The following is a 25,228-nucleotide window of genomic DNA, read 5'->3' on the forward strand; positions in this document are numbered from 1 at the left end:
ACCTTCGGAAATACCATTGGCACGTTCCGGAAAAAGGGTTAAGGTGGCGCCACTGTGCTGCTTGTGTCACTGAGAATCTCTACACGATATGTTGAATTTCGATCCAACCATCTCCAAGAATTTTTCCTGCTCTTTGCACTCAGTCTCGGCCAGGGCTTTTCCTGAGTCGCAGTTAACTTTGTCCAAGGAGATACACCATGTCTAATCGCCAAACTGGTACCGTTAAGTGGTTCAACGATGAAAAAGGCTTCGGCTTCATCACTCCACAATCCGGTGACGACCTGTTCGTTCACTTCAAAGCTATCCAATCCGACGGCTTCAAAAGCCTGAAAGAAGGCCAACAGGTTTCTTTCATCGCTACCCGCGGTCAGAAAGGCATGCAAGCTGAAGAAGTTCAAGTTATCTAACTTGTACTGACTTAGTCGAAAAAACCCCGCCCTCAAAAGCGGGGTTTTTTTATGCCTGGGATTTGGCGCAACGCCACCGGAATCCCGGACACAAAAAAATGTGGGAGCCTACTTATGTGGGAGCCGGCTTGCCTGCGATGCTGACGCCTCGGTGTATCAGTTACACCGAGACGATGCTATCGCTGGCAAGCCAGCTCCCACACAAGCCTGCTCCCACAGTTCATACAGCGTTGTTACTGGAACAACGACTCACTCGACAAGCCATTCTTCTCAAGGATCTCACGCAAGCGCTTGAGGCCCTCTACCTGGATCTGCCGCACCCGCTCACGGGTCAAACCGATCTCCAGGCCTACGTCCTCCAGGGTACTGCTCTCATGGCCGCGCAGGCCGAAGCGGCGAATCACCACTTCACGCTGCTTGTCCGTGAGCTCAGACAGCCACTGGTCAATGCTTTGGGAAAGATCATCGTCCTGCAACAGTTCGCAAGGATCCGTCGGACGATCATCCGTCAGGGTGTCCAGCAGGGTTTTATCCGAATCCGGACCCAGCGAGACATCGACCGAAGACACGCGCTCGTTCAGGCCGAGCATGCGCTTAACCTCGCCTACCGGCTTTTCCAGCAGGTTGGCGATTTCTTCAGGCGAAGGTTCATGATCGAGTTTTTGTGTCAGCTCACGCGCCGCCCGCAGGTAGACGTTGAGCTCCTTGACCACATGGATCGGCAACCGGATCGTACGGGTTTGATTCATGATCGCCCGTTCGATGGTCTGACGAATCCACCAGGTGGCATAGGTCGAAAAGCGGAAGCCCCGCTCAGGGTCGAACTTCTCCACCGCCCGGATCAAGCCCAGGTTGCCCTCCTCGATCAGGTCCAGCAGCGACAGCCCACGATTGACGTAGCGTCGGGCAATTTTCACCACCAGGCGCAAGTTACTTTCAATCATGCGTTTGCGCCCAGCCGGATCGCCTTTTTGCGACAAGCGCGCAAAATGGACTTCTTCTTCGGGAGTGAGCAGAGGGGAAAAGCCGATTTCATTGAGGTACAGCTGCGTTGCGTCGAGCGCCCGCGTGTAGTCAATGTACTTGTGTTGCTTTAACGCGGTGGAGTTCTTGGATTTGGTGCGAACTGAAGGTGTAGCAGACCCTTCATCATTCGACATCGATTCCTTTTCGGTGAGTATCTCCATTTCAAGGAGAACCTCATCGTCGATGTCAAACTCCGGCGCTTCTTTACTGAGAGCCATTGTTATAGTCCTTTGGTGAGTTCGACCTCAAGCTCAAGCGACGCCTCTATCCTTGGCAACGCTGGAGCCTGTTCCTTCTACGTGAGGGAACAGGCTGTGCAACACATCAACGACGGGGTAGGAATTGCAGCGGATCTACAGGTTTCCCTTGGCGGCGAATCTCAAAGTGCAGTTTCACCCGGTCTGTACCAGTTGACCCCATTTCGGCAATTGTCTGTCCGACTTTGACTTGCTGCCCCTCCCGAACCAACAGCCTGCGGTTGTGACCGTAAGCACTGACGTAGGTATCGCTGTGTTTGATGATGACCAGTTCGCCGTAGCCCCGCAAACCACTCCCGGCGTACACCACTGTCCCATCAGACGCAGCTAAAACAGGCTGTCCCAAATCCCCGGCGATATCAATGCCTTTATTCAAACTACCGTTTGAAGAGAATTTTCCAATCAACACCCCGTTTGAAGGCCATCCCCAACCGGTCGGAGCAGGCCCTGCTGGCGGCAGAGGCGCAGGCGCTGGTTTGCTCGCAACCGTAGGCGCGGCGGTGCCTGCAGGCCGGGTGATGATCGTGGTTTTGCTCGAAGACGAGGGCGAAGATCCGGAATTTGTCACAACTGTCGTAGGCGTTGAACCGGTGCGTCCATCGAAACGAATGGTCTGACCTGGATGTATCGTGTATGGCACAGGAATATTGTTACGAGCTGCGAGCGCCTTGTAATCCCAACCGTAACGGAAGGCGATCGAGAACATCGTGTCCCCCTTTCGCACTACATACTGACCGGTGGTGACCGTCGGTTTTTGCGGCACTGCATTATTGCGGTCAACCACCCGCGCACCGCTGGATGGCGTGCTCGAGCAGGCCGCCAATAAGGAACTCAAGACAAGGCCAAGCACCAGTCGCTGAAAGCTTGTTTTACTCATACGCTGCGCAGGACCTGTGAGACTCACCCGCCGCTCCCTTTGTGGTGGCTGAACATGAACGCCTGTATCAGGCTTGAAATATGACGCAAGTATAACTGGGCATTGGATTTTTACCGGCACACGACTGAAACGAAAAATTCATCATGTTTAAACCCGGTTTCCCATCATGTTGACTCTATGAGCCCCGCTGTAAGACACATCCCCACCCACAGAATTCACTGTTTGCGAATAAATGATCAGGCCAGCGGGCCATTGAGCAACGGTACAAAGCGCACGGCGCCCAGTACATGCCGGGAAAAGCCTTCGTCTTCCCGGATAATGAGCATCAATTGTTGCACTTCGCCGGAACCCACCGGGATAACCAATCGCCCGCCAGGTGCCAGTTGATCCAGCAAGGCCTGCGGTACATCGGTAGCAACGGCGGTAACGATGATGCCGTTATACGGCGCCAGCGCCGGCCAGCCTTCCCAGCCATCGCCCCAGCGAAACACCACGTTACGCAGATTGAGCTCCACCAGGCGCTCCTTGGCACGGTCCTGCAGGACCTTGATGCGCTCCACCGAGAACACCCGCTCCACCAATTGCGACAGCACGGCGGTCTGGTAACCCGAACCGGTGCCGATCTCCAGCACTTTGTCCAACGGCCCCGCCGCCAGCAACAGCTCACTCATGCGCGCGACCATATAAGGCTGCGAAATTGTCTGGTTGTGGCCGATGGGCAACGCGGTGTCTTCATAGGCCCGATGCGCCAGGGCTTCGTCGACAAACAGGTGGCGTGGTGTGCGCCGAATGACTTCCAGCACCTGGGCGTTCGACAGCCCTTCTTCGTACAGGCGCTGGATCAAACGCTCGCGCGTACGCTGCGAGGTCATCCCGATGCCACGGCGCAGCAGGTCGTCTTGTTCACGCGCCATCAACGCAGCCCCTCAAGCCAGCCATCGAGACTACTGAAGGCATCACTGAAGGTGCGATCAAGCTGCAACGGGGTAATCGATACATAACCTTGCATCACCGCATGAAAGTCTGTGCCCGGGCCACCGTCCTCAGCGTCGCCGGCCGCCGCAATCCAATAACCTTCCTTGCCGCGTGGATCGACCACTTTCAGAGGCGCCGCCGCACGGGCGCGATGGCCCAGGCGCGTCAGTTGGATGCCGCGAATATGGTCGAGGGGCAAATTAGGGATGTTGACGTTGAGTACTGTGCGCGGCGGCAGGTCCAGTGATCCGTGGGCCTCCACCAGCTTGCGGGCGAAATACGCCGCCGTCGCCAGGTTGTCCAACTGCCGCGAGGCAAAGGAAAAGGCGAACGAGGTGCGGCCCAGGAAACGCCCTTCAAGCGCCGCCGCCACCGTACCCGAATACAGCACGTCATCGCCCAGGTTGGCGCCCAGGTTGATGCCCGACACCACCAGGTCCGGCTCGTGCTCCAACAAGCTGTTGATCGCCAGGTGCACGCAATCGGTGGGGGTACCGTTCACGCTGATAAAGCCATTGGCCAGAACCTGCGGGTGCAACGGACGGTCGAGCGTCAGCGAACTGCTGGCGCCGCTCTTGTCCTGGTCCGGGGCAACCACCACACACTCGGCGTAGTCTTCCAGCGCAGCATAAAGCGCGGCAAGGCCGGGTGCGGTGGCACCGTCATCGTTTGATATCAGAATACGCATGGGCTGTCCGTCTGCCCCACCGGCACCAGATCAACAAGCTCGCGCACCAAGACAGTGGCGAAGCATCCGGCCGGCAGGACGAATTCCAGTTGCAGAATGTCCAGCGAGGGATAATGCCACGTCAACCCGCCAATGGGCAGTCGCAGAATGCGACGCTCCTGGCTCATGCCGGCATTGACCAGCCAATCGCGCAGGTCGGCTTCACCGTCGGCGATTGCCTGTTCCAGCGCGAAGGTCGCCCCCGACGCCGGCGAATTGCCTTCGCCCCACTGCGGCCCTGTCGGGTGCAGGTCCAGAATCGCCAGGCGCGGGTCGCTGCATTCAGCCTCCCCCGCCGGGAAAAAACTGCGGCTGTCAGTAAACGCCAGCAAATCGCCGACCTGGGCGCGCTGCCAGGACCCGTCTGCCACACGTGCTGCCAGGACTTTATTGAAGAGAAAACTACGCGCGGTAGACAGCAGCCGCGAGCGCACATTGCGCTGCTCCGGCAGAGCCTTGCGGGCCGCCCATTCACGCGCGTCCGCCACGTTGCCGCCGTTGTGGCCGAAGCGCTGGGCGCCGAAGTAATTGGGGATGCCGTGCTGGGCAATCTGCTGCAAACGCGCGTCGATGGCGGCGGTGTCGCCAGCCAATTGGGTCAGGCGCAGGGTAAAGCCGTTGGCCGAATGCGCACCCCGCTGCAGCTTGCGTTTATGACGGACGATCTTGAGGATTTTGAGGGTGTCGTTCTGCGCACCGCTCATGTCCGGGTCGGCCTTGCCCGGCAGTTGCACGCTGAACCACTGGCGCGTCAACGCCTGGCGATCCTTGAGCCCGGCATAGCTGACGGTGCGCAGCGGCACGCCGGCGGCCTTGGCAATGCGCCGCGCGGCTTCTTCGGTATTCAAACCGCGTTTTTCGACCCACAGCCACAGGTGCTCGCCGTCGCCGGTCAGCGGAATATCCAGCACTTCGTCTACCTGGAAATCTTCAGCCGTCGCTTTTAATACGGCGCTGCCCAAAGCCTCGCCGTACGCCCGCGGGCCCAACAGTTGCAAGTCATTCATGCGCGCAGCAACAAGGCAACGGAGTGCACCGCGATGCCCTCTTCACGTCCGGTAAACCCGAGTTTTTCGGTGGTGGTGGCTTTCACGTTGACTTGATCCAATTCAATTTGCAGATCCGCGGCAATCAGTGCGCGCATCGATTCGATATGCGGGGCCATTTTCGGCGCCTGGGCGACGATGGTGTTGTCGACATTCCCGACCTTCCAGCCCTTGGCGTGGATCAGGCCGACCACATGGCGCAGCAAGACGCGGCTGTCCGCACCCTTGAAGGTTGGGTCGGTGTCTGGAAAGTGCTTGCCGATATCGCCCAACGCCGCTGCGCCGAGCAGGGCATCGCTCAAGGCGTGCAATACAACGTCGCCGTCGGAATGAGCGAGCAACCCATGGTGGTGTGCAATGCGCACGCCGCCCAAGGTGATGAAATCGCCTTCAGCGAAACGGTGCACATCGTAGCCGTGGCCAATACGCATAAAAAAACGCCCCGATTTAATTCAGGGCGTGATTCTACCTACTTTTGCCTCACATTAACCGAGCAAAGCACGCCCATGATGTCGCAAATGATCTTCGATGAAGCTGGCGATAAAGAAGTAGCTGTGGTCGTAGCCGGGTTGCAGGCGCAGTTCGAGCGGATGGTTGGCCGCCTTGGCCGCTTGCTGCAGGGCTTCGGGCTTGAGCTGCACGGCGAGGAAATCGTCGCGGTCGCCCTGATCCACCAGCAATGGCAGCTTTTGCGTGGCCTCGCTGATCAGCGCGCAGGCGTCCCATTCACGCCATTTAGAGCGTTCATCACCCAAATAACGCGAGAAGGCCTTCTGGCCCCATGGGCAATCCATCGGGTTATTGATCGGCGAAAATGCCGACACTGATTGGTAGCGCCCAGGGTTGCGCAAGGCACACACCAACGCACCGTGGCCGCCCATGGAGTGGCCGCTGATGCCGCGCTTTGCCGATGCAGGGAAATGCGCTTCAACCAACGCAGGCAATTCCTGCACCACGTAGTCATGCATCCGATAGTGCTTGGCCCAAGGTTCCTGCGTGGCATTCAGGTAGAAGCCGGCCCCCAGGCCAAAATCCCAGGCGTTGTCAGGGTCGCCCGGCACACCGGGCCCACGCGGGCTGGTGTCCGGAGCAACGATGATCAACCCCAGCTCGGCGGCCACACGCTGAGCACCAGCCTTTTGCATGAAGTTTTCGTCGGTGCAGGTCAAGCCGGACAGCCAGTACACCACCGGCAGTTTGCCGCCCTGCTCCGCCTGTGGCGGCAGGTAGACGGCAAAGGTCATGTCGCACCCGAGCACGTGGGAGCTGTGTTTGTAGCGTTTATGCCAGCCGCCAAAACTCTTTTGGCAGGAGATGTTTTCCAGGGTCATGGGAATGCTCCCAGCGGCGAGCGGCAAACTTTAGGCTGCAGGCAGACATACACCTTTTTGCAGCCTAGAGCGTGCAACTTGCAGCTGCTTTAAAAGTGAATGACGGTACGAATGCTCTTGCCTTCATGCATCAGGTCAAACGCTTTGTTGATGTCTTCCAGGCCCATGGTGTGGGTGATAAAGGTGTCCAGCGGGATTTCGCCGGACTGGGCCATTTCCACGTAGCTTGGCAATTCGGAACGCCCACGCACGCCGCCAAACGCCGAACCGCGCCAGACGCGGCCGGTCACCAGCTGGAATGGGCGGGTGGCGATTTCCTGGCCAGCACCGGCTACACCAATGATCACCGACTCGCCCCAACCCTTGTGGCAGCACTCCAGGGCCGCGCGCATCAGTTGCACGTTGCCGATGCACTCGAAGGAAAAGTCTACGCCGCCGTCGGTCAAGTCGACGATCACGTCCTGGATGGGGCGGTCGTAGTCTTTCGGGTTGATGCAGTCGGTGGCGCCCAATTGCTTGGCGATTTCAAACTTGGCCGGGTTGATGTCGATGGCAATGATGCGACCGGCCTTGGCTTTCACCGCGCCGATGATGGCCGACAGGCCAATGCCGCCGAGGCCGAAGATAGCCACGGTATCGCCCGGCTTGACCTTGGCAGTATTGATCACCGCGCCGATGCCGGTGGTAACGCCGCAGCCGAGCAGGCAGACCTTTTCCAACGGCGCTTCTTTAGGGATTTTTGCCACGGAAATTTCCGGCAGCACGGTGTACTCGGAGAACGTCGAGGTACCCATGTAGTGGAAAATCGGCTGGCCCTTGTAGGAGAAACGTGTGGTGCCATCCGGCATCAGGCCTTTGCCCTGCGTGGACCGAATGGCCTGGCACAGGTTGGTCTTGCCCGACAGGCAGAATTTGCACTTGCCGCATTCCGGCGTGTACAGCGGGATCACGTGGTCGCCGACGGCCACCGAAGTCACGCCCTCGCCGATTGCTTCAACCACCGCGCCACCTTCATGGCCGAGGATCGACGGAAAGATCCCTTCCGGGTCGGCGCCCGACAACGTGTATGCGTCGGTATGGCACACGCCGGACGCGACCACCCGCAGCAGCACCTCGCCGGCCTTGGGCATGGCGACATCGACTTCGACGATCTCTAGGGGCTTTTTCGCTTCGAAGGCTACAGCGGCGCGGGACTTGATCATCCGGGTTTCTCCAGGAAATTAAAAACTGAAGCGCTGAGTGTAAAACATGGCCCAGTGATTAATAATCCGAGCGAAAGCAAAACTTTATTGCTGTACAGGGATAATCAACATGCTGGAAAACCGCTGGGAAGGCATCGACGAGTTTGTTGCGGTGGCTGAGTGCAGCCAATTCACAGCGGCGGCCGAGCGACTTGGCGTGTCGTCATCGCACATCAGCCGGCAGGTGGCGCGCCTGGAAGAACGGCTGCAAACCCGGTTGCTCTATCGCAGCACGCGCAAGGTCACGCTGACCGAAGCCGGCCAGACCTTCCTGCAACACTGCCAACGCTTGCAGGACGGTCGCGAAGAAGCATTGCGCGCCGTCGGCGACCTCGCCAGCGAACCCAAGGGCATGTTGCGCATGACGTGCGCGGTGGCTTACGGCGAGCGTTTTATCGTGCCGCTGGTCACACGATTCATGGGGCTCTACCCGCAATTGCGCGTGGATATCGAGTTGAGCAATCGCCAGCTGGATCTGGTGCATGAAGGCCTCGACCTGGCGATCCGCCTGGGCCGCCTGCAAGACTCGCGGATGGTCGCCAGTCGCCTGGCCCCGCGGCGCATGTACCTGTGCGCATCACCTTCCTACTTGGCGCGGTATGGTCGGCCACACAGTCTGTCGGAATTAAGTCGGCATAACTGCCTGATCGGCAGCTCGGATATCTGGCAACTGGCCCAGGATGGGCGCGAATTTTCCCAACGGGTGCAGGGAAACTGGCGCTGCAACAGTGGGCAGGCGGTGCTGGATGCGGCGTTGCAAGGGGTTGGGCTATGCCAGTTGCCGGACTATTACGTGCTGGAGCATCTGCACACTGGCGCGCTGGTGTCGTTACTGGAGGCGCATCAGCCACCGAACACGGCGGTGTGGGCGTTGTATCCACAACAGCGGCATTTATCGCCGAAGGTCAGAAAGCTGGTGGATTTCTTGAAGGAGGGGTTGGCCGAGCGGCCGGAGTACAGCGAGTAATTTGGTGCGCCTGCCTGGGTCTCATCGCGGGCTAGCCCGGCTCCCACTGGGAATCGCATTTCAACCGTGAGGGCTGGCTTGCCTGCGATGAAGTCGACGCGGTTTAACTGACTACCTGCGGTTCGCCCACCGCAGCCGCAACCACTCCAGGTCTTCGGGCCGGGTCACCTTGATATTGTCCGAACGCCCTTCAATCAGGCGCGGCGCCTGGCCGGACCATTCCATCGCCGAGGCTTCGTCGGTGATGACGGCGTCAGCCACCAAGCTATCAGCCAACGCTCGATGCAATGCACCGAGGCGAAACATCTGCGGCGTGTAGGCTTGCCAGATCAGGCTGCGGTCGACGGTTTCAACCACACGTGCGTGCTTGTCGACGCGCTTGAGCGTGTCGCGAGCGGGCACGGCCAGCAGCCCGCCGACAGGATCATCCGACAGTTCCAACAACAGATTATCGAGGTCATCACGGCTGAGGTTAGGCCGCGCGGCGTCATGCACCAGCACCCAATCATCATCGCTGGCACCCAGCGCATTGAGTTGCAGCAACGCATTGAGTACCGAACCCGAGCGCTCGTCACCGCCGTCCGCACGCACGATGCGTGGGTCATTGGCGCAAGGCAGGTTCGGCCAATAAGGATCATCGACAGCCAAACTGACTACCAGCCCCTTGAGGCCCGGATGGTCGAGAAAACAGCCGAGGCTGTGTTCGAGAATTGTGCGCCCGCCCAATTGCAAGTATTGCTTGGGGCGGTCCGCAGCCATACGGGCACCAACGCCCGCGGCAGGAATCACGGCCCAGAAGGCCGGTAAAACGCTACTCATTGGGCCAGCTGATAGAGGGTTTCGCCCTCTTTCACCATGCCCAGCTCATGACGAGCCCGTTCTTCAACGGTCTCCGTACCTTTTTTCAGCTCAAGCACTTCAGCATCGAGGACACGATTGCGCTCCAGCAGACGTTCGTTCTCGGCGTGCTGGTCGGCAATTTGCTGGGTCAACTCTTTCACCTGCGCAAAGCTGCCATTACCCACCCATAGGCGGTACTGCAGGCCAGCCAGCAACAAGAGCAAGACGAGGAACAACCAATTGGGACTGCGCATCGAAATCCGGGTATCCAGTAAAAAAAGACAGCCATGCAAAACTTTTGAAGCAACTGATAGCACGAAGCCTGGATGAACCAGGCTTGTGCTTGTTAGCCATGAGATTAGCGTCGAAATTCACGCTGTCGTGATTTTTCCGACGTAATCCGCAGACCTTTTACCATTTAACAATCAGCCGCGAAACTCGCTGCGACCGTTGTACTTGGCTTTACCTGCCAATTGCTCTTCGATACGCAGCAATTGGTTGTACTTGGAAACGCGGTCGGAACGGCACAGGGAACCGGTCTTGATCTGCCCAGCCGAAGTGCCCACGGCCAGGTCGGCAATGGTCGAGTCTTCGGTTTCGCCGGAGCGGTGGGAGATCACGGCGGTGTAGCCCGCAGCCTTGGCCATCTGGATGGCTTCCAGGGTTTCGGTCAGGGTACCGATCTGGTTGAACTTGATCAGGATCGAGTTGGCAATCTTCTTGTCGATGCCTTCTTTCAGGATCTTGGTGTTGGTCACGAACAGGTCGTCGCCGACCAGTTGGATTTTTTCGCCGATCTTGTCGGTGAGGACTTTCCAGCCAGCCCAGTCGGACTCGTCCAGGCCGTCTTCGATGGAGATGATCGGGTAGCGTTCGGTCAGGCCTTTGAGGTAGTCGGCAAAACCTTCGGAGGTGAACACGTGGCCTTCGCCGGACAGGTTGTATTTACCGTCCTCGTAGAACTCGCTGGCCGCGCAGTCCAGGGCCAGGGTCACGTCGGTGCCCAGCTTGTAGCCCGCATTGGCCACGGCTTCGGAGATCACTTTGAGTGCATCTTCGTTGGACGCCAGGTTCGGCGCGAAACCACCTTCGTCACCCACGGCAGTGCTCAGGCCACGGGCCTTCAGGACAGCTTTGAGGTGGTGGAAAATCTCGGTACCCATGCGCAGGCCTTCGGAGAAGGTCTTGGCGCCAACCGGCTGCACCATGAATTCCTGGATGTCGACGTTGTTATCAGCGTGCTCGCCACCGTTGATGATGTTCATCATCGGCACCGGCATCGAGTAAACACCCGGGGTGCCGTTCAGGTTGGCGATGTGTGCGTACAGCGGCAAGTCCTGGTCCTGTGCGGCAGCCTTGGCAGCGGCCAGGGACACGGCGAGGATGGCGTTGGCGCCCAGGCTGCCTTTGTTTTCGGTGCCGTCGAGCTTGATCATCGCGTGGTCCAGGGCTTTCTGGTCCAGCGGGTCCTTGCCCAGCAACAGGTCACGGATCGGGCCGTTGATGTTGGCTACAGCCTTGAGTACACCCTTGCCCAGGTAACGGCTCTTGTCGCCATCACGCAGTTCCAGTGCTTCGCGGGAACCTGTGGAAGCACCGGACGGCGCGCAGGCGCTGCCGATGATGCCGTTATCGAGGAGCACGTCGGCTTCGACGGTAGGGTTGCCACGGGAGTCGAGAACTTCACGACCTTTGATGTCGACGATTTTTGCCATTGTTGTAAACACTCCAAAGTTGACGAAAACGACGCAGCTGAAGGAAATCTTTTGACCGACCGCAAGGGTGGAACAACGGGGCAGGCTTGCAGGCGACAAGGCTCAGGCCCGCAGGCCTGAGCGTAAAGCGAGGGAAAGTCTACCGGAGAAATGGCGCTTACGCGGTCTCTACCGTCGGAAAACTCTTGACCAGTTCGTCCAACTGCTTGAGCTGGGCCAGGAATGGCTCCAGCTTATCCAGGCGCAGGGCGCATGGGCCGTCGCATTTGGCGTTGTCCGGGTCCGGATGGGCTTCCAGGAACAGGCCCGCCAGCGACTGGCTGATGCCCGCCTTGGCCAGGTCTAGCACCTGGGCACGGCGCCCACCGGCGGAATCGGCGCGACCACCAGGCATTTGCAGCGCGTGGGTCACGTCGAAGAACACCGGGTATTCGAACTGTTTCATGATGCCGAAACCGAGCATGTCCACCACGAGGTTGTTGTAGCCGAAGCTCGAACCACGCTCGCAGAGAATCAACTGGTCGTTACCCGCTTCCACGCACTTGTTCAGGATGTGTTTCATTTCCTGGGGCGCGAGGAACTGGGCTTTCTTGATATTGATCACAGCGCCGGTCTTGGCCATGGCGACCACGAGGTCGGTCTGGCGCGACAGGAAGGCCGGCAACTGGATGATGTCGCACACCTCGGCGACCACGGCCGCTTGTTCCGGCTCGTGGACGTCGGTGATGATCGGCACGCCGAAGGCTTGCTTGATGTCCTGGAAGATCCGCATGCCTTCTTCAAGGCCCGGGCCGCGATAGGAGGTCACGGACGAACGGTTGGCCTTGTCGAAGCTGGCCTTGAACACGTAAGGGATACCGAGTTTCTCGGTCACCTTCACGTACTCTTCACAGACCTGCATCGCCATGTCGCGGCTTTCCAGCACGTTCATGCCGCCGAACAGCACCATGGGCTTGTCGTTGGCAATCTCGATATCGCCTACGCGAATGATCTTCTGGGCCATCAGGTTTACGCCTTCTTCTGATGTTGCGTCAGTGCTGCTTTAACGAAACCGCTGAACAACGGGTGACCGTCGCGCGGGGTCGAGGTGAACTCAGGGTGGAACTGGCAGGCCACGAACCACGGATGATCCGGCGCCTCGACCACTTCAACCAACTTGCCATCGCCAGAGCGACCGGAGATTTTCAGGCCGGCTTCTTTGATCTGCGGCAGCAGGTTGTTGTTCACTTCGTAGCGGTGACGGTGACGCTCGACGATCACGTCCTTGCCATAGCAATCGTGAACCAGCGAGCCCGGCTCCAGCAGGCAGTCTTGCGCGCCAAGGCGCATGGTGCCGCCCAGGTCGGAGCTTTCGGTACGGGTTTCAACGGCGCCGGTGGCATCTTCCCATTCGGTGATCAGGCCCACGACCGGGTGGCCGCTGGTGTGATCGAACTCGGTGGAGTTGGCGTCTTTCCAGCCCAGCACGTTACGGGCGAACTCGATAACGGCCACTTGCATGCCCAGGCAGATACCCAGGTACGGCACTTTGTTTTCACGAGCGTACTGAACCGCAGTGATTTTGCCTTCCACGCCACGCAGGCCGAAACCGCCCGGTACGAGAATCGCATCAACACCTTCGAGCAAGGCAGTGCCCTGGTTCTCGATGTCTTCGGAATCGATGTAGCGCAGGTTGACCTTGGTACGGTTGCTGATACCGGCGTGGCTCATCGCTTCGATCAGCGACTTGTACGCGTCCAGCAGCTCCATGTACTTGCCGACCATGGCGATGGTGACTTCATGCTCAGGATTGAGCTTGGCATCCACCACAGCTTCCCACTCGGACAGGTCCGCGCCGTTGCACTGCAGGCCGAAACGCTCGACCACAAAATCATCCAGGCCTTGGGAGTGCAGGATGCCCGGGATCTTGTAGATGGTGTCGGCGTCTTCCAGGGCAATCACCGCACGCTCTTCAACGTTGGTGAACTGCGCAATCTTGCGGCGCGAGGAAATGTCGATCGGGTGATCGGAGCGGCATACCAGCACGTCTGGCTGCAGGCCGATGGAACGCAGTTCCTTGACCGAGTGCTGGGTAGGCTTGGTTTTGGTTTCGCCGGCGGTGGCGATGTACGGCACCAGCGTCAGGTGCATCAGCATCGCGCGCTTGGCGCCGACTTCGAAACGCAGCTGGCGGATGGCTTCGAGGAACGGCTGGGATTCGATGTCACCCACGGTGCCACCGATCTCGACCATCGCCACGTCGGCATCGCCTGCACCCTTGATGATGCGGCGCTTGATTTCGTCGGTGATGTGCGGGATCACCTGGATGGTTGCACCCAGGTAGTCACCACGGCGCTCCTTGCGCAGCACGTGCTCGTAGACACGGCCAGTGGTGAAGTTGTTGTTCTGGGTCATGGTCGTGCGGATGAACCGCTCGTAGTGGCCCAAATCCAGGTCGGTCTCGGCGCCGTCGTGTGTGACGAACACTTCACCGTGCTGGAACGGGCTCATGGTGCCCGGGTCAACGTTGATGTACGGGTCCAGCTTGAGCATGGTGACCTTAAGTCCCCGCGCCTCCAGGATGGCCGCCAATGAAGCGGAGGCAATGCCTTTCCCCAATGAAGAAACAACACCGCCCGTGACGAATATGTAGCGCGTCATGAAAAACCCTAGAAGTCTGCGTTAAAGCGGTCCGAGCCGCCGGGGAAAGCGAAGGAAGGCCGAAGCCCCCGATCACCTGCATTAATCACAGTGCACCTTTCAAAAAAACCGCCGCGTTGTGACAGACCAGCAATGAAACACCGGTACGTTGATCGCTACACATTTTTTGGAATCGCCCAGCAAAGACTGCTTGGTAATCGGCAACTGCTGCGATTCAGTCGAATCCACAGAAGTTGTATCAAGAAGGGAGCGTAGTCTACCGGAAAGGCTCTATCAGCTCAAACCTTGATCGCAAGTCTGTGGCATCCAATCCAATTGTCCATCACCCGGCAGCCTGGCCCACAGGCCTGCAAGGCTTGGGACAGCCAGCAATTGCTCACCCTGATAGACCAGCGGCAATCTGCCACGGACAAAGCCCGGCAGCCCGCATTCATTAAGCAAGCGCTTCAAGTCGCGCCGGCCTCGAGCGGGCACTTCGATGATTTCGCCGCCCTGACGGTAACGCACCTCAAGCGGACCTTGGGGAGCCTCACCGATAAAGTTCAGCTGGCCATTGCCGGGTAACGCGAGTGGGTTTTGCGGATGCGGCCAACTGACCACGGCGTCGGAAAACTCCAACCACGCTGCGGGCAGCCACCAGATGCGCTCGCCGCAACGATGCAACTGGCCGTCGGCAAGGCGCCACAGCGGTTGTGCGTCAGCCTTGGCGTCGCGCAGGGCCTGCCAGCTGGCCCAGTGGTCGCTGTCGGGTAAACGGGTCAGAGGCGCCAGCCAGTGGCGCAAGGCATTACGTTGGCGGGCGTCAGAAAGTTCGCGCAGTGGAGCCAGAACCAACGAGGGCAGAGGCAACCAGGGAAATGGCGAAGGCTGATCGGCAGCTTGCAAGTCCATCCTCGCCAACTCGTCGAGCAGGCCCTGGGCTTCACTCAGGTGTTCGGCGGTGCGTGCCAGGCTGGAAACGGCTTGAGGCCATCGCTGCGTCAACACGGGAAGCACACGATGGCGCAAGTAATTGCGCGAGAAACGTGGGTCGGCGTTCGAAGGGTCTTCGATCCACGTCAACTGGTGCTCGTGTGCGTAGGCTTCCAATTCAGCACGCGAGGCCTCCAGCAACGGCCGCACCACGTGCCCCCTTGCCAGTGGGCGATGCACAGGCATAGCCGCCAGCCCGCGCACCCCTGCACCGCGCATCAGCCGAAACAACAGGGTTTCAGCCTGATCGTCGCGATGCTGCCCGGTGAGCAACACCTCCCCCGCGCCAGTGGCCTCGGTAAACGCCTGATAACGCGCGTCACGCGCCGCACGCTCAAGGCTGGCGCCCGGTTGCACTTGCACGCGCATTACCCGCAAGGGCACGCCCAAGGCGTCACACACCGCCTGGCAATGACTCGGCCAGGCGTCAGCCGCAGCTTGCAAGCCATGGTAGACGTGGACAGCACTGAGCGGCGGGAGGGTTTCGGTGGTTGCCAGAGTGGCCAACAGGTGCAGCAGGACGGTGGAGTCCAGACCACCCGAGAATGCGATGTGCCAGGCCGGGGCATTGCGCCAGGGCGCCAGATTTTGCAGGAAATTGGCGGGTAGAGCCGGCTTCATAACACAGTACCGCCATCAATCTGGAATGCGATAACCCAGCATACACAAAGCAAATGTGGGAGCGGGCTTGTGTGGGAGCCGGGCTCGCCCACGATGCAGGCAACTCGGGTTATCTGATACACCGAGTTGATGCTATCGCAGGCAAGCCAGCTCCCACACAAACCCGCTCCCACAGTGGTACTGCATTGTCTGCAAGATCAGCGTTTGATCAGAGGCCGTAGCTCATCAGGCGCTCGTAACGACGGGCCAGCAACGCCTCATTATCGAACTTCTTGAGCATCGCCAATTGCGAACCCAGCTCAGCGCGCAAGGTGGCAGCAGCGGCAGCCGGGTCACGGTGGGCGCCGCCCAATGGCTCGGCGATCACTTTGTCCACGATGCCCAGGCCTTTCAGGCGATCAGCGGTGATACCCATGGCTTCAGCAGCGTCCGGTGCCTTTTCGGCGGTTTTCCACAGAATCGAAGCGCAACCTTCCGGCGAAATTACCGCGTAGGTCGAATATTGCAGCATGTTCAGCTGGTCGCACACGCCAATGGCCAGCGCCCCGCCGGAACCACCCTCACCAATCACGGTGGCGATAATCGGGGTTTTCAGGCGCGCCATGACACGCAGGTTCCAGGCGATTGCTTCGCTCTGGTTACGCTCTTCGGCGTCGATGCCCGGGTAAGCGCCCGGCGTGTCGATGAAGGTCAGGATCGGCATCTTGAAGCGCTCGGCCATTTCCATCAGGCGGCAAGCCTTGCGGTAGCCTTCGGGGCGCGGCATGCCGAAGTTGCGGCGGACTTTTTCACGCACTTCACGGCCTTTCTGGTGACCGATCACCATGACCGGCTGGTCGTCCAGGCGAGCGATACCGCCCACGATGGCCGCGTCGTCGGAGAAGTGGCGGTCGCCGTGCAGCTCGTCGAACTCGGTGAAGATGTGCTGAATGTAATCCAGGGTGTACGGACGGCGCGGGTGGCGTGCCAGGCGCGCGATCTGCCAGCTGGTCAGCTTGCCGAAGATGTCCTCGGTGAGCGTGCTGCTCTTGTCTTGCAGGCGAGCGATCTCATCGCCGATATTCAGCGAATTGTCATTGCCGACCAGGCGCAATTCTTCAATCTTGGCTTGCAGGTCAGCGATCGGCTGTTCGAAATCAAGAAAATTCGGGTTCATAAGCGTCCGTCTTGGGTCGACGGCCAAGGAGTGCCTGGCCAGCCGGTTGTCTATTCGCGCCCTACCTTAAGGGAGAGGCGCGTTTAGGTCGAGATTAAATGTTCAGTCGAGATCAGACATATCTGACCGTCAACGGTATTGGAGGAAGACGTTGTCTCGCCCGAACTGGTCACGCAAAGCTTGAATCAAGCCATCGGCGGGATCAATTCGCCACGTCTCACCAAACTGCAACATCGCCTTGGCGTCATTGCCGGTGTATTCCATGGTCACCGGACATGCGCCACGGTGGCGCTTGAGCAGGTCACCCAACCAGCGTAGCTGATCGCCTTTAAGGGCTTCGGTCTTGACCTTCAAGCGCAGGCTTTCGGCGAGGTTGGTGCGCGCATCTTCCATACTCATCACCCGCTTGATCCGCAGGCGCAGGCCGCCGGAGAAGTCGTCGTTGCTGACCTCACCTTCAACGACCACCATGGCATCGGTCTGCAGCAACGACTGCGCGGAGTGGAAAGCGTCGGCAAACAGCGACGCTTCGATCCGGCCCGAGCGGTCGTCGAGGGTGATAAAGCCCATCTTGTCGCCCTTCTTATTTTTCATCACTCGCAGAGCGATGATCATGCCGGCGACCGTCTGAGTGTCGCGCGCCGGTTTCAGGTCGATGATGCGCTGACGAGCGAAACGGCGGATTTCGCCTTCGTATTCGTCAATCGGGTGACCGGTGAGGTACAGGCCCAGGGTGTCTTTTTCGCCCTTGAGTCGTTCCTTGAGGGTCAACTCCTTGGCCTTGCGGTGGTTGGCGTAAACGTCCGCGTCCTCTTCGACGAACAAGCCGCCAAACAGGTCGGCGTGGCCGCTGTCGTGGGTGCGGGCGGTCTGTTCGGCCGCCTTGATCGCTTCTTCCATGGCGGTCAGCAGCACCGCACGGTTGCGGTCGATATTGGCCTGATAAGCCTTAGGCTCATCATGGAAATACGGACCAAGGCGATCGAGCGCGCCGCTGCGGATCAAGCCGTCGAGGGTGCGTTTGTTGATGCGCTTGAGGTCAACCCGCGCGCAGAAGTCGAACAAGTCCTTGAACGGCCCGTCCTGGCGCGCTTCAGTGATGGCTTCGACCGGGCCTTCGCCCACGCCTTTGATCGCGCCCAGGCCATAGATGATGCGGCCTTCGTCGTTCACCGTGAACTTGAACTCGGAGGCGTTCACGTCCGGCGCGTCGAGGCGCAGCTTCATGGTGCGCACTTCCTCGATCAAGGTCACGACCTTGTCGGTGTTGTGCATATCCGCCGAAAGTACCGCGGCCATGAACGGCGCCGGGTAATGGGCTTTCAGCCAGGCAGTCTGGTACGACACCAGGCCGTAGGCGGCGGAGTGAGACTTGTTGAAGCCATAACCGGCGAACTTTTCTACCAGGTCGAAGATGTTACCGGCGAGGTCGGCGTCGATATTGTTGGTGGCACACCCCTCAATGAAACCGCCGCGCTGCTTGGCCATTTCTTCGGGCTTTTTCTTACCCATGGCGCGACGCAGCATGTCCGCGCCGCCGAGGGTGTAGCCGGCCATCACCTGGGCAATCTGCATCACCTGTTCTTGATACAGGATGATGCCGTAGGTTGGCGCCAGTACCGGCTTGAGGCCTTCGTACTGATAATCCGAATGCGGGTACGCCAGCTCGGCGCGGCCGTGCTTACGGTTGATGAAGTCATCCACCATGCCCGACTGCAGCGGGCCGGGACGGAACAGTGCCACCAGTGCGATCAAGTCTTCCAGGCAGTCGGGCTTGAGCTTTTTGATCAGCTCTTTCATGCCGCGCGACTCAAGCTGGAACACCGCCGTGGTTTCGGCTTTTTGCAGCAAGGTATAAGTCGGTTTGTCGTCCAGCGGGATAAAGGCGATATCCAGCGGCGCTTCGTTGACCTTGGCGCGGTCACGGTTGATCGTCTTCAGCGCCCAGTCGATGATCGTCAGGGTGCGCAGACCCAGGAAGTCGAACTTCACCAGGCCGGCGGCTTCAACGTCGTCCTTGTCGAACTGGGTTACCAGGCCGTCGCCTTCTTCATCGCAATAGATCGGCGAAAAGTCGGTCAACTTGGTCGGCGCGATCACCACACCACCGGCGTGTTTACCGACGTTACGCACCACACCTTCGAGCTTGCGCGCCATGTCCCAGATTTCGGCGGCCTCTTCATCGACCTTGATGAAGTCGCGCAGGATTTCTTCCTGCTCGTAGGCCTTTTCCAGGGTCATGCCGACTTCGAACGGGATCATCTTCGATAGGCGGTCCGCCAGGCCGTAGGACTTGCCCTGCACCCGCGCCACGTCACGGATTACAGCCTTGGCCGCCATGGAACCGAAGGTGATGATCTGGCTTACCGCATTGCGGCCGTATTTCTCGGCCACGTACTCGATCACGCGGTCGCGGCCATCCATGCAGAAGTCGACGTCGAAGTCGGGCATGGAGACCCGTTCCGGGTTCAGGAACCGCTCGAACAGCAGGTCATATTCCAGCGGGTCAAGGTCGGTAATCTTCTGAACGTAAGCCACCAGCGAACCGGCACCTGATCCACGGCCAGGACCTACCGGTACGCCGTTGTTCTTGGCCCACTGGATAAAGTCCATCACGATCAGGAAGTAACCGGGGAACCCCATCTGGATGATGATATCCAGCTCGAAATTCAGCCGGTCAACGTAGACCTGGCGCTTGGCCTCGTAGTCCTCGGTGGTGTCCTTGGGCAGCAGCACGCTGAGGCGCTCTTCGAGGCCATCGAAGGACACTTTGCGGAAATACTCATCGATGGTCATGCCATCAGGAATCGGGAAGTTGGGCAGGAAGTGCTTGCCCAGCTTCACTTCGATATTGCAGCGCTTGGCGATTTCGACGGAGTTTTCCAGGGCCTCGGGTAGGTCGCTGAACAGCTCGGCCATCTCCTCGGCGCTTTTGAGGTACTGCTCTTCGCTGTAGTTCTTGGAACGACGCGGGTCGTCCAGAGCCCGGCCTTCGCCGATGCACACGCGGGTTTCGTGGGCTTCGAAATCTTCCTTCTTGATAAAGCGCACATCGTTGGTCGCGACCAGCGGCGCGCCCAGCTTGTCGGCCAGGGCCACGGCGGCGTGCAGATGCTCTTCATCATTGGGGCGATTGGTGCGCTGGACTTCCAGGTAGAAACGGTCGGGGAAGACCTGCATCCACTCGCGCGCCAGTACTTCGGCTTCCTGCGGGTTGCCGCCGAGCAGCGCGATGCCGATCTCACCCTCTTTGGCAGCCGACAGCATGATCACGCCCTCGCTCGCCTCGGCCACCCACTCGCGCTCGATGATGATCGAACCGTTGCGCTGGCCGTCGATAAAGCCACGGGAAATCAATTCGGTGAGGTTGCGATAACCGACGCCGTTCATCGCCAACAGGCTGATGCGGCTCAGGGGGTTATCCGGGTCTTTGTTGGACAGCCACAGGTCGGCGCCGCAAATCGGCTTGATACCGGCGCCCATGGCGTTTTTGTAGAACTTGACCAGAGAACACATGTTGTTCTGATCGGTCACCGCTACCGCAGGCATGTTCATGCCCACCAGGGTTTTGACCAGCGGTTTGATCCGTACCAGGCCGTCGACCAGGGAGTATTCAGTGTGCAGGCGCAGGTGAACGAATGAAGCCGGCATAGTGATCCTGTTCTAATACGTGGAGACAACAAGGCCCGGATTGTACCGGGCCTTGAGCAAAACATCAGCCTCGCGACTAAACCTCGATGAGGCTCTCGCGCAGCTCGTAAGCCTGGCGGACCGGGGCGAACGAGCGGCGATGGATCGGCGTGGGGCCGAGGCGAGCGAGGGCTTCCAGATGAACGGGCGTCGGATAGCCTTTATGGCCACCCATGCCGTAGCCGGGGTAGATCAACTCAAACGCGGCCATCTCACGGTCACGGCTGACTTTGGCCAGGATCGAGGCGGCAGCGATGGCCGGAACCTTGCTGTCACCCTTGACCACCGCTTCGGCAGGCATCGCCAGTTTCGGGCAACGGTTACCGTCGATCATCGCCATCTTGGGCGTGATATGCAGGCCTTCCACTGCGCGCTGCATGGCCAGCATGGTCGCGTGAAGGATGTTCAGCTCGTCGATTTCTTCGACTTCAGCCCGGGCAATATGCCAGCTCAGAGCTTTTTCACAGATCTCGTCGTAAAGCTTTTCGCGACGCGCTTCGGTGAGTTTTTTCGAATCGTTGAGGCCCAGGATCGGGCGGTTCGGATCGAGAATCACCGCCGCCGTGACGACGGCGCCACACAGCGGGCCGCGCCCTACTTCGTCAACCCCGGCGACCAGCTCGTGCACTTGCGCGACCAGGCTGAAGTCCAGGCCCATTTGCGTCGTCATAGGGCTTCCTGTTTGTGGCCAATCAAGGTCAGCACGGCGTCTGCAGCCTGGTTCGACGCATCACGGCGCAAGGTCCGGTGGATGTCGTCGAAACCGCGGGTCTGTTCTTCGCCGCCGTCGATCAAGGGTAGTAGCGTTTGCGCCAGAGCCTGGGGCGTTGCATCGTCCTGCAACAACTCCGGGACCAGCAGACGCTGGGCCAACAGGTTCGGCAAGGAGATGTAAGGACTTTTGACCATGCGCTTGAGAATCCAGAACGTCAGCGGCGCGAGGCGATAGGCCACGACCATCGGACGCTTGTACAACAACGCTTCCAGGGTGGCTGTGCCTGAGGCGATCAGTACCGCATCACATGCCGCCAGGGCCAGGTGCGACTGACCGTCCAGCAAGGTCACCGGCAGCGTGCGCCCTTCCAGCAGCGTTTCAATTTGTGCACGACGTTGCGGGCTGGCACATGGCAACACAAAACGAATGCCGGGCTTCAACACCTGCAGACGTTCGGCGGCGTCAAAAAACAGCGCCCCCAGGCGACCGACTTCACCGCCGCGACTGCCCGGCATCAACGCTACCAGCGGGCCGTCGGGCAGACCCAGCTCGGCACGCGCAGCCGCGCGATCAGCTTGCAACGGAATGGTATCGGCCAGGGTGTGCCCGACAAACCGCACCGGCACGCCCTTCTCTTCGTAGAACCTGGCTTCGAACGGCAGCAGTGTCAGCATCAAATCGCAGCCTTCACGGATCTTGAGCACGCGCTTCTGCCGCCACGCCCATACCGAAGGGCTGACGTAGTGCACGGTCTTAATCCCGGCCTGACGCAACTTGAGCTCGATATTGAGGGTGAAGTCCGGCGCATCGATTCCGATAAAGACGTCAGGCTTTTCTTCAATCAAGGTCTGAATCAGCAGCTTGCGGCGAGCCAGCAGCTCGCGCAGACGGCCCAGCACTTCCACCAGACCCATGACGGAAAGACGCTCCATGGGAAAGTAGGACGTCAGCCCTTCGGCCTGCATGAGCGGGCCGCCCACACCGATAAATTCCACCGCGGGATGCTGGGCCTTGAGGGCCCGCATCAAGCCTGCGCCGAGAATATCGCCGGAAGCTTCTCCGGCCACCAACGCGATACGCAGATTAGCCATGATCAGCGGGTAATGCCGCGAGTCGATGCCTGGATAGAGTCACGGAACACCGCGACTTCCGGGTACAACGCTGCCGGCTCGGTCAGTTCGGTCAAGGCTTGGTCAACTGTCAGACCCTGACGGTAAACCACCTTATAGGCGCGGCGCAGGGCGTGAATCGCATCTTCACTGAACCCGCGACGGCGCATGCCTTCGAAGTTCATGCTGCGCGCTTCAGCCGGGTTGCCGAATACCGTGACGAAGGCCGGAACGTCCTTGCCGATCGCAGTGCCCATGCCGGAAAAGCTGTGGGCGCCAATATGGCAATACTGATGCACCAGGGTAAAGCCAGACAGAATCGCCCAGTCATCAACATGCACATGGCCCGCCAACGCAGTGTTGTTGACCAGAATGCAATGGTTGCCGATGACGCTGTCGTGGCCGATGTGGGCATAGGCCATGATCAGGTTGTGATCCCCCAGAGTGGTCTCGGCACGATCCTGCACAGTACCGCGGTGAATCGTCACGCCTTCACGGATGATGTTGTGATCACCGATTACCAGGCGTGTTTCCTCACCCTTGTACTTCATGTCCGGGGTGTCTTCGCCTACCGAGGAAAACTGGTAGATACGATTGTGTTTGCCAATGCGGGTCGGACCTTTAAGGATCACGTGTGGCCCGATGACAGTCCCCTCGCCGATTTCAACACCTGCGCCGACGATCGACCATGGGCCGACCTCAACGTCTGCGGCCAGAACGGCCGACGGATCGATGATTGCGCGAGGGTCAATCAAACTCATAGTTTGCGTTCCGCGCAGATGATCTCAGCAGAGCACACCGGCTTGCCGTCCACCGAAGCCTGGCATTCGAACTTCCAGATCTGGCGCTTGCAGCTGATGAACTTGGCTTCCAGGATCAACTGGTCACCCGGTGTGACCGGGTTGCGAAAACGCAGCTTGTCGGAGCCCACGAAATAATACAGCGTGCCATCGGCAGGCTTGAGGTCGAGCATTTTGAAACCAAGGATACCGGCAGCCTGGGCCATCGCTTCGATGATCAATACGCCCGGCATGATTGGATGCGCGGGGAAGTGGCCATTGAAGAACGGTTCGTTGATGCTGACATTCTTGTAGGCACGAATGCGCTTTTCCTCGATGTTGAGGTCCACTACACGGTCCACCAGCAGGAACGGGTAACGGTGAGGCAGGTATTCGCGAATCTCGTTGATGTCCATCATTTCGGGGGGAAGCCTGTAATAAAGATTGGGGGCGGGCGGACAAAACGCACGCCCCGCTAGCAAATCAAGGAGGCAGTCTAGCGGCTGTGCACACTTGATATGGAAATGGTATCAGCCTTCTGATGAAGCATTACCGCCAGGGGTCACGTCCCCAACACGCTTTTCCAGCTGTTTGAGGCGTCGAGCCATGTCGTCGAGCTGCCGCAAACGTGCTGCACTCTTGCGCCATTCAGCCGCGGGCTGCATAGCGGTACCGGAAGAATAGGCACCGGGCTCGGTAATCGAGTGCGTTACCATGGTCATGCCGGTAATGAAGACGTTGTCGCAAATCTCGATGTGCCCCACCAACCCGACGCCACCAGCGAGCATGCAATGCTTGCCGATCTTGGTGCTGCCGGAAATCCCCACGCACGCGGCCATGGCGGTGTGATCGCCAATCTGTACGTTGTGGGCAATCTGGATCTGGTTGTCGAGCTTCACACCGTTACCGATGACGGTATCCGCCAAGGCGCCACGGTCCACTGCGGTATTGACGCCGATTTCCACGTCGTCGCCGATCAGCACACCGCCCACCTGGGCAATCTTGTGCCAGATGCCTTTGGATTGGGCAAAGCCGAAGCCTTCACCCCCGATCACGGCGCCCGACTGAATGACCACACGTTCACCGATACGCACGTCGTGGTACAGGGTGACACGCGGAGCCAGCCAGCCATCGGCACCGATCTCGCAGCGCGCGCCGATAAAGCAATGCGCACCCACTGTGACGCCGGCGGCAATGCGCGCGCCGCTCTCGATCACGGCAAACGCGCCAATGCTTGCCGCAGGGTCAACCCAGGCATCATCAGCAATGACCGCAGACGGATGAATACCGCCAGCAGCCTTTGGCTTTGGATCGAACAGGTGCGAGGCCCGGGCATAAGCCAGGTAAGGATCGGCCACCACCAGCGCATCCCCGGCAAACCCTTCGGCATCAGCGGCCTTCAGCAACACGGCTGCGGCTTGACTATCGACCAGGTATTTACGGTATTGGGGACTTGCGAGGAAGCTCAACTGAGCTGGGCCAGCCCCCTGCAAGGTGGCTAGCCCAGTGATTTCTTTCTCCGGGGAGCCGCGCAAGGTGGCCCCCAGGAACTCGGCCAACTCGCCGAGTTTGATAGTCGCGGTCATGGCTTACTTCAGCTGGTTCATGCGCTCGATCACCTGGCGGGTGATGTCGTATTGAGGCTTGACGTCGATCACGGCGCCGCGTTCGAACACCAGGTCAAAGGCACCTTTCTTGATGACTTCTTCCACAGCGCTGTCGAGTTTCGGCTTGAGCTGCTTGAGCATTTCACGGTCGGCAACGGCTTTGGCTTCGTTCAGCTCCTTGGACTGGAACTGGTAGTCACGGGCCTTTTGCTTGAATTCAAGCTCCAGACGCTCGCGCTCGCCTTGCTGCATCTTGTCGCCACCGGCTACCAGACGATCCTGGATGCCTTTGGCACTGCTTTCCAGAGTTTTCAGCTTGGTCAGTTGCGGACCGAATTTTTTCTCGGCATCCACTGCGTAACGCTTGGCCGCGTCGGATTCCAGCAGAGCCATCTGATAGTTCAGGACGGCGATTTTCATTTCGGCGAAGGCCGGGGTGGTCACCAGCACGGTGGCCAGCAGAACCAATTGAGTCAACTTGCGCACGATGTACTCCTACAGAATCCGTTGTCGTTATCTTGGGTCAGACG

Annotated in this window: 24 protein-coding genes; 2 read left to right on the plus strand and 22 right to left on the minus strand. The window is 59.4% G+C overall.

Annotated elements, in window-relative coordinates; all coding sequences use genetic code 11:
- Positions 1-197 precede the first annotated feature (197 nt).
- Complete coding sequence (locus tag AC19YS_RS24625; RefSeq protein WP_002554837.1) at positions 198-407, plus strand: cold-shock protein; 210 nt, start codon at positions 198-200, stop codon at positions 405-407.
- Between the two features lie 233 nt (positions 408-640).
- On the opposite strand, the gene rpoS is transcribed toward AC19YS_RS24625, so the two are convergent.
- The 8 genes from rpoS to AC19YS_RS24665 form a co-directional block, all read right to left on the minus strand.
- On the minus strand, positions 641-1,651 hold the full coding sequence (rpoS, locus tag AC19YS_RS24630) for an RNA polymerase sigma factor RpoS (RefSeq protein WP_016974430.1): 1,011 nt from the start codon (positions 1,649-1,651) through the stop codon (positions 641-643).
- A 106-nt stretch (positions 1,652-1,757) separates the two neighbouring features.
- On the minus strand, positions 1,758-2,594 hold the full coding sequence (locus tag AC19YS_RS24635; protein ID WP_106577148.1) for a peptidoglycan DD-metalloendopeptidase family protein: 837 nt from the start codon (positions 2,592-2,594) through the stop codon (positions 1,758-1,760).
- 209 nt (positions 2,595-2,803) lie between these two features.
- Positions 2,804-3,439: a protein-L-isoaspartate(D-aspartate) O-methyltransferase gene (locus AC19YS_RS24640; protein WP_169850588.1), complete on the minus strand. Its 636-nt coding sequence runs from the start codon at positions 3,437-3,439 to the stop codon at positions 2,804-2,806.
- A gap of 41 nt (positions 3,440-3,480) precedes the next feature.
- Complete coding sequence (gene surE / locus AC19YS_RS24645; RefSeq protein ID WP_472526949.1) at positions 3,481-4,230, minus strand: 5'/3'-nucleotidase SurE; 750 nt, start codon at positions 4,228-4,230, stop codon at positions 3,481-3,483.
- Positions 4,218-5,276, minus strand: coding sequence for a tRNA pseudouridine(13) synthase TruD (truD, locus tag AC19YS_RS24650; protein ID WP_106577150.1), 1,059 nt, complete (start codon positions 5,274-5,276; stop codon positions 4,218-4,220). The genes surE and truD overlap by 13 nt, the downstream gene beginning before the upstream one ends.
- The gene (gene ispF, locus AC19YS_RS24655; RefSeq protein ID WP_012722614.1) at positions 5,273-5,746 is read right to left on the minus strand and encodes a 2-C-methyl-D-erythritol 2,4-cyclodiphosphate synthase; all 474 of its coding nucleotides are present in this window, start codon (positions 5,744-5,746) and stop codon (positions 5,273-5,275) included. Before ispF ends, truD begins: the two co-directional genes overlap by 4 nt.
- Positions 5,747-5,800: 54 nt before the next feature.
- Positions 5,801-6,646, minus strand: a complete 846-nt coding sequence (gene fghA, locus AC19YS_RS24660) for an S-formylglutathione hydrolase (protein ID WP_106577152.1) — start codon at positions 6,644-6,646, stop codon at positions 5,801-5,803.
- Positions 6,647-6,735: 89 nt separating this feature from the next.
- Entirely contained in the window at positions 6,736-7,848 is a 1,113-nt protein-coding gene (locus tag AC19YS_RS24665) for an S-(hydroxymethyl)glutathione dehydrogenase/class III alcohol dehydrogenase (protein ID WP_119738769.1), read from the minus strand.
- A 109-nt stretch (positions 7,849-7,957) separates the two neighbouring features.
- On the opposite strand from AC19YS_RS24665, the gene AC19YS_RS24670 reads away from it, so the two are divergent.
- Positions 7,958-8,854: a LysR substrate-binding domain-containing protein gene (locus AC19YS_RS24670; RefSeq protein ID WP_106577154.1), complete on the plus strand. Its 897-nt coding sequence runs from the start codon at positions 7,958-7,960 to the stop codon at positions 8,852-8,854.
- Between the two features lie 111 nt (positions 8,855-8,965).
- On the opposite strand, the gene ispD is transcribed toward AC19YS_RS24670, so the two are convergent.
- From ispD to AC19YS_RS24740, 14 genes are all read right to left on the minus strand, one after another.
- Positions 8,966-9,673: a 2-C-methyl-D-erythritol 4-phosphate cytidylyltransferase gene (gene ispD / locus AC19YS_RS24675; protein WP_106577155.1), complete on the minus strand. Its 708-nt coding sequence runs from the start codon at positions 9,671-9,673 to the stop codon at positions 8,966-8,968.
- Positions 9,670-9,948 (minus strand): cell division protein FtsB, encoded by a 279-nt coding sequence (gene ftsB / locus AC19YS_RS24680; RefSeq protein ID WP_017137157.1) that lies wholly within the window; start codon positions 9,946-9,948, stop codon positions 9,670-9,672. Before ftsB ends, ispD begins: the two co-directional genes overlap by 4 nt.
- 171 nt (positions 9,949-10,119) lie before the next feature.
- Positions 10,120-11,409, minus strand: a complete 1,290-nt coding sequence (gene eno, locus AC19YS_RS24685; protein ID WP_106577156.1) for a phosphopyruvate hydratase — start codon at positions 11,407-11,409, stop codon at positions 10,120-10,122.
- Between the two features lie 157 nt (positions 11,410-11,566).
- Positions 11,567-12,412, minus strand: a complete 846-nt coding sequence (kdsA, locus tag AC19YS_RS24690) for a 3-deoxy-8-phosphooctulonate synthase (RefSeq protein WP_010212442.1) — start codon at positions 12,410-12,412, stop codon at positions 11,567-11,569.
- A gap of 5 nt (positions 12,413-12,417) precedes the next feature.
- Positions 12,418-14,049 (minus strand): CTP synthase, encoded by a 1,632-nt coding sequence (gene pyrG, locus AC19YS_RS24695; protein ID WP_106577157.1) that lies wholly within the window; start codon positions 14,047-14,049, stop codon positions 12,418-12,420.
- Between the two features lie 273 nt (positions 14,050-14,322).
- Entirely contained in the window at positions 14,323-15,642 is a 1,320-nt protein-coding gene (gene tilS / locus AC19YS_RS24700) for a tRNA lysidine(34) synthetase TilS (RefSeq protein WP_200623535.1), read from the minus strand.
- A gap of 208 nt (positions 15,643-15,850) precedes the next feature.
- A complete protein-coding gene (locus AC19YS_RS24705; RefSeq protein WP_106577159.1) occupies positions 15,851-16,798 on the minus strand; it encodes an acetyl-CoA carboxylase carboxyltransferase subunit alpha in 948 nt (315 codons plus the stop codon).
- Positions 16,799-16,927: 129 nt separating this feature from the next.
- On the minus strand, positions 16,928-20,449 hold the full coding sequence (gene dnaE, locus AC19YS_RS24710; protein ID WP_106577160.1) for a DNA polymerase III subunit alpha: 3,522 nt from the start codon (positions 20,447-20,449) through the stop codon (positions 16,928-16,930).
- Positions 20,450-20,525: 76 nt separating this feature from the next.
- Positions 20,526-21,158, minus strand: coding sequence for a ribonuclease HII (gene rnhB, locus AC19YS_RS24715; RefSeq protein ID WP_169368380.1), 633 nt, complete (start codon positions 21,156-21,158; stop codon positions 20,526-20,528).
- A complete protein-coding gene (gene lpxB / locus AC19YS_RS24720) occupies positions 21,155-22,294 on the minus strand; it encodes a lipid-A-disaccharide synthase (protein WP_500602824.1) in 1,140 nt (379 codons plus the stop codon). The genes rnhB and lpxB overlap by 4 nt, the downstream gene beginning before the upstream one ends.
- A gap of 2 nt (positions 22,295-22,296) precedes the next feature.
- Entirely contained in the window at positions 22,297-23,073 is a 777-nt protein-coding gene (gene lpxA, locus AC19YS_RS24725) for an acyl-ACP--UDP-N-acetylglucosamine O-acyltransferase (RefSeq protein WP_106577163.1), read from the minus strand.
- Positions 23,070-23,510 carry a 3-hydroxyacyl-ACP dehydratase FabZ gene (fabZ, locus tag AC19YS_RS24730; protein ID WP_016976866.1) on the minus strand — a complete coding sequence of 147 codons (441 nt, stop codon included), beginning with the start codon at positions 23,508-23,510 and terminating at the stop codon, positions 23,070-23,072. The genes lpxA and fabZ overlap by 4 nt, the downstream gene beginning before the upstream one ends.
- A 111-nt stretch (positions 23,511-23,621) precedes the next feature.
- Complete coding sequence (gene lpxD / locus AC19YS_RS24735) at positions 23,622-24,677, minus strand: UDP-3-O-(3-hydroxymyristoyl)glucosamine N-acyltransferase (RefSeq protein ID WP_200623533.1); 1,056 nt, start codon at positions 24,675-24,677, stop codon at positions 23,622-23,624.
- A 3-nt stretch (positions 24,678-24,680) separates the two neighbouring features.
- Positions 24,681-25,184, minus strand: coding sequence for an OmpH/Skp family outer membrane protein (locus tag AC19YS_RS24740; protein WP_003189173.1), 504 nt, complete (start codon positions 25,182-25,184; stop codon positions 24,681-24,683).
- Positions 25,185-25,228 lie beyond the last annotated feature (44 nt).

The organism is Pseudomonas sp. MF08831, from assembly GCF_059862645.1.

Bases quoted from the DNA above. Each gene is read 5' to 3' on its own strand.
- lpxB (WP_500602824.1), bottom strand. From the start codon at position 22,294: ATGGCTAATCTGCGTATCGCGTTGGTGGCCGGAGAAGCTTCCGGCGAT.
- AC19YS_RS24640 (WP_169850588.1), bottom strand. From the start codon at position 3,439: ATGACCTCGCAGCGTACGCGCGAGCGTTTGATCCAGCGCCTGTACGAA.
- fghA (WP_106577152.1), bottom strand. From the start codon at position 6,646: ATGACCCTGGAAAACATCTCCTGCCAAAAGAGTTTTGGCGGCTGGCAT.
- rnhB (WP_169368380.1), bottom strand. From the start codon at position 21,158: ATGACGACGCAAATGGGCCTGGACTTCAGCCTGGTCGCGCAAGTGCAC.
- pyrG (WP_106577157.1), bottom strand. From the start codon at position 14,049: ATGACGCGCTACATATTCGTCACGGGCGGTGTTGTTTCTTCATTGGGG.
- rpoS (WP_016974430.1), bottom strand. From the start codon at position 1,651: ATGGCTCTCAGTAAAGAAGCGCCGGAGTTTGACATCGACGATGAGGTT.
- ispF (WP_012722614.1), bottom strand. From the start codon at position 5,746: ATGCGTATTGGCCACGGCTACGATGTGCACCGTTTCGCTGAAGGCGAT.
- AC19YS_RS24665 (WP_119738769.1), bottom strand. From the start codon at position 7,848: ATGATCAAGTCCCGCGCCGCTGTAGCCTTCGAAGCGAAAAAGCCCCTA.
- ftsB (WP_017137157.1), bottom strand. From the start codon at position 9,948: ATGCGCAGTCCCAATTGGTTGTTCCTCGTCTTGCTCTTGTTGCTGGCT.
- AC19YS_RS24705 (WP_106577159.1), bottom strand. From the start codon at position 16,798: ATGAACCCGAATTTTCTTGATTTCGAACAGCCGATCGCTGACCTGCAA.
- truD (WP_106577150.1), bottom strand. From the start codon at position 5,276: ATGAATGACTTGCAACTGTTGGGCCCGCGGGCGTACGGCGAGGCTTTG.
- AC19YS_RS24670 (WP_106577154.1), top strand. From the start codon at position 7,958: ATGCTGGAAAACCGCTGGGAAGGCATCGACGAGTTTGTTGCGGTGGCT.
- ispD (WP_106577155.1), bottom strand. From the start codon at position 9,673: ATGAGTAGCGTTTTACCGGCCTTCTGGGCCGTGATTCCTGCCGCGGGC.
- tilS (WP_200623535.1), bottom strand. From the start codon at position 15,642: ATGAAGCCGGCTCTACCCGCCAATTTCCTGCAAAATCTGGCGCCCTGG.
- dnaE (WP_106577160.1), bottom strand. From the start codon at position 20,449: ATGCCGGCTTCATTCGTTCACCTGCGCCTGCACACTGAATACTCCCTG.
- fabZ (WP_016976866.1), bottom strand. From the start codon at position 23,510: ATGATGGACATCAACGAGATTCGCGAATACCTGCCTCACCGTTACCCG.
- lpxD (WP_200623533.1), bottom strand. From the start codon at position 24,677: ATGACCGCGACTATCAAACTCGGCGAGTTGGCCGAGTTCCTGGGGGCC.
- eno (WP_106577156.1), bottom strand. From the start codon at position 11,409: ATGGCAAAAATCGTCGACATCAAAGGTCGTGAAGTTCTCGACTCCCGT.
- AC19YS_RS24625 (WP_002554837.1), top strand. From the start codon at position 198: ATGTCTAATCGCCAAACTGGTACCGTTAAGTGGTTCAACGATGAAAAA.
- surE (WP_472526949.1), bottom strand. From the start codon at position 4,230: ATGCGTATTCTGATATCAAACGATGACGGTGCCACCGCACCCGGCCTT.
- lpxA (WP_106577163.1), bottom strand. From the start codon at position 23,073: ATGAGTTTGATTGACCCTCGCGCAATCATCGATCCGTCGGCCGTTCTG.
- kdsA (WP_010212442.1), bottom strand. From the start codon at position 12,412: ATGGCCCAGAAGATCATTCGCGTAGGCGATATCGAGATTGCCAACGAC.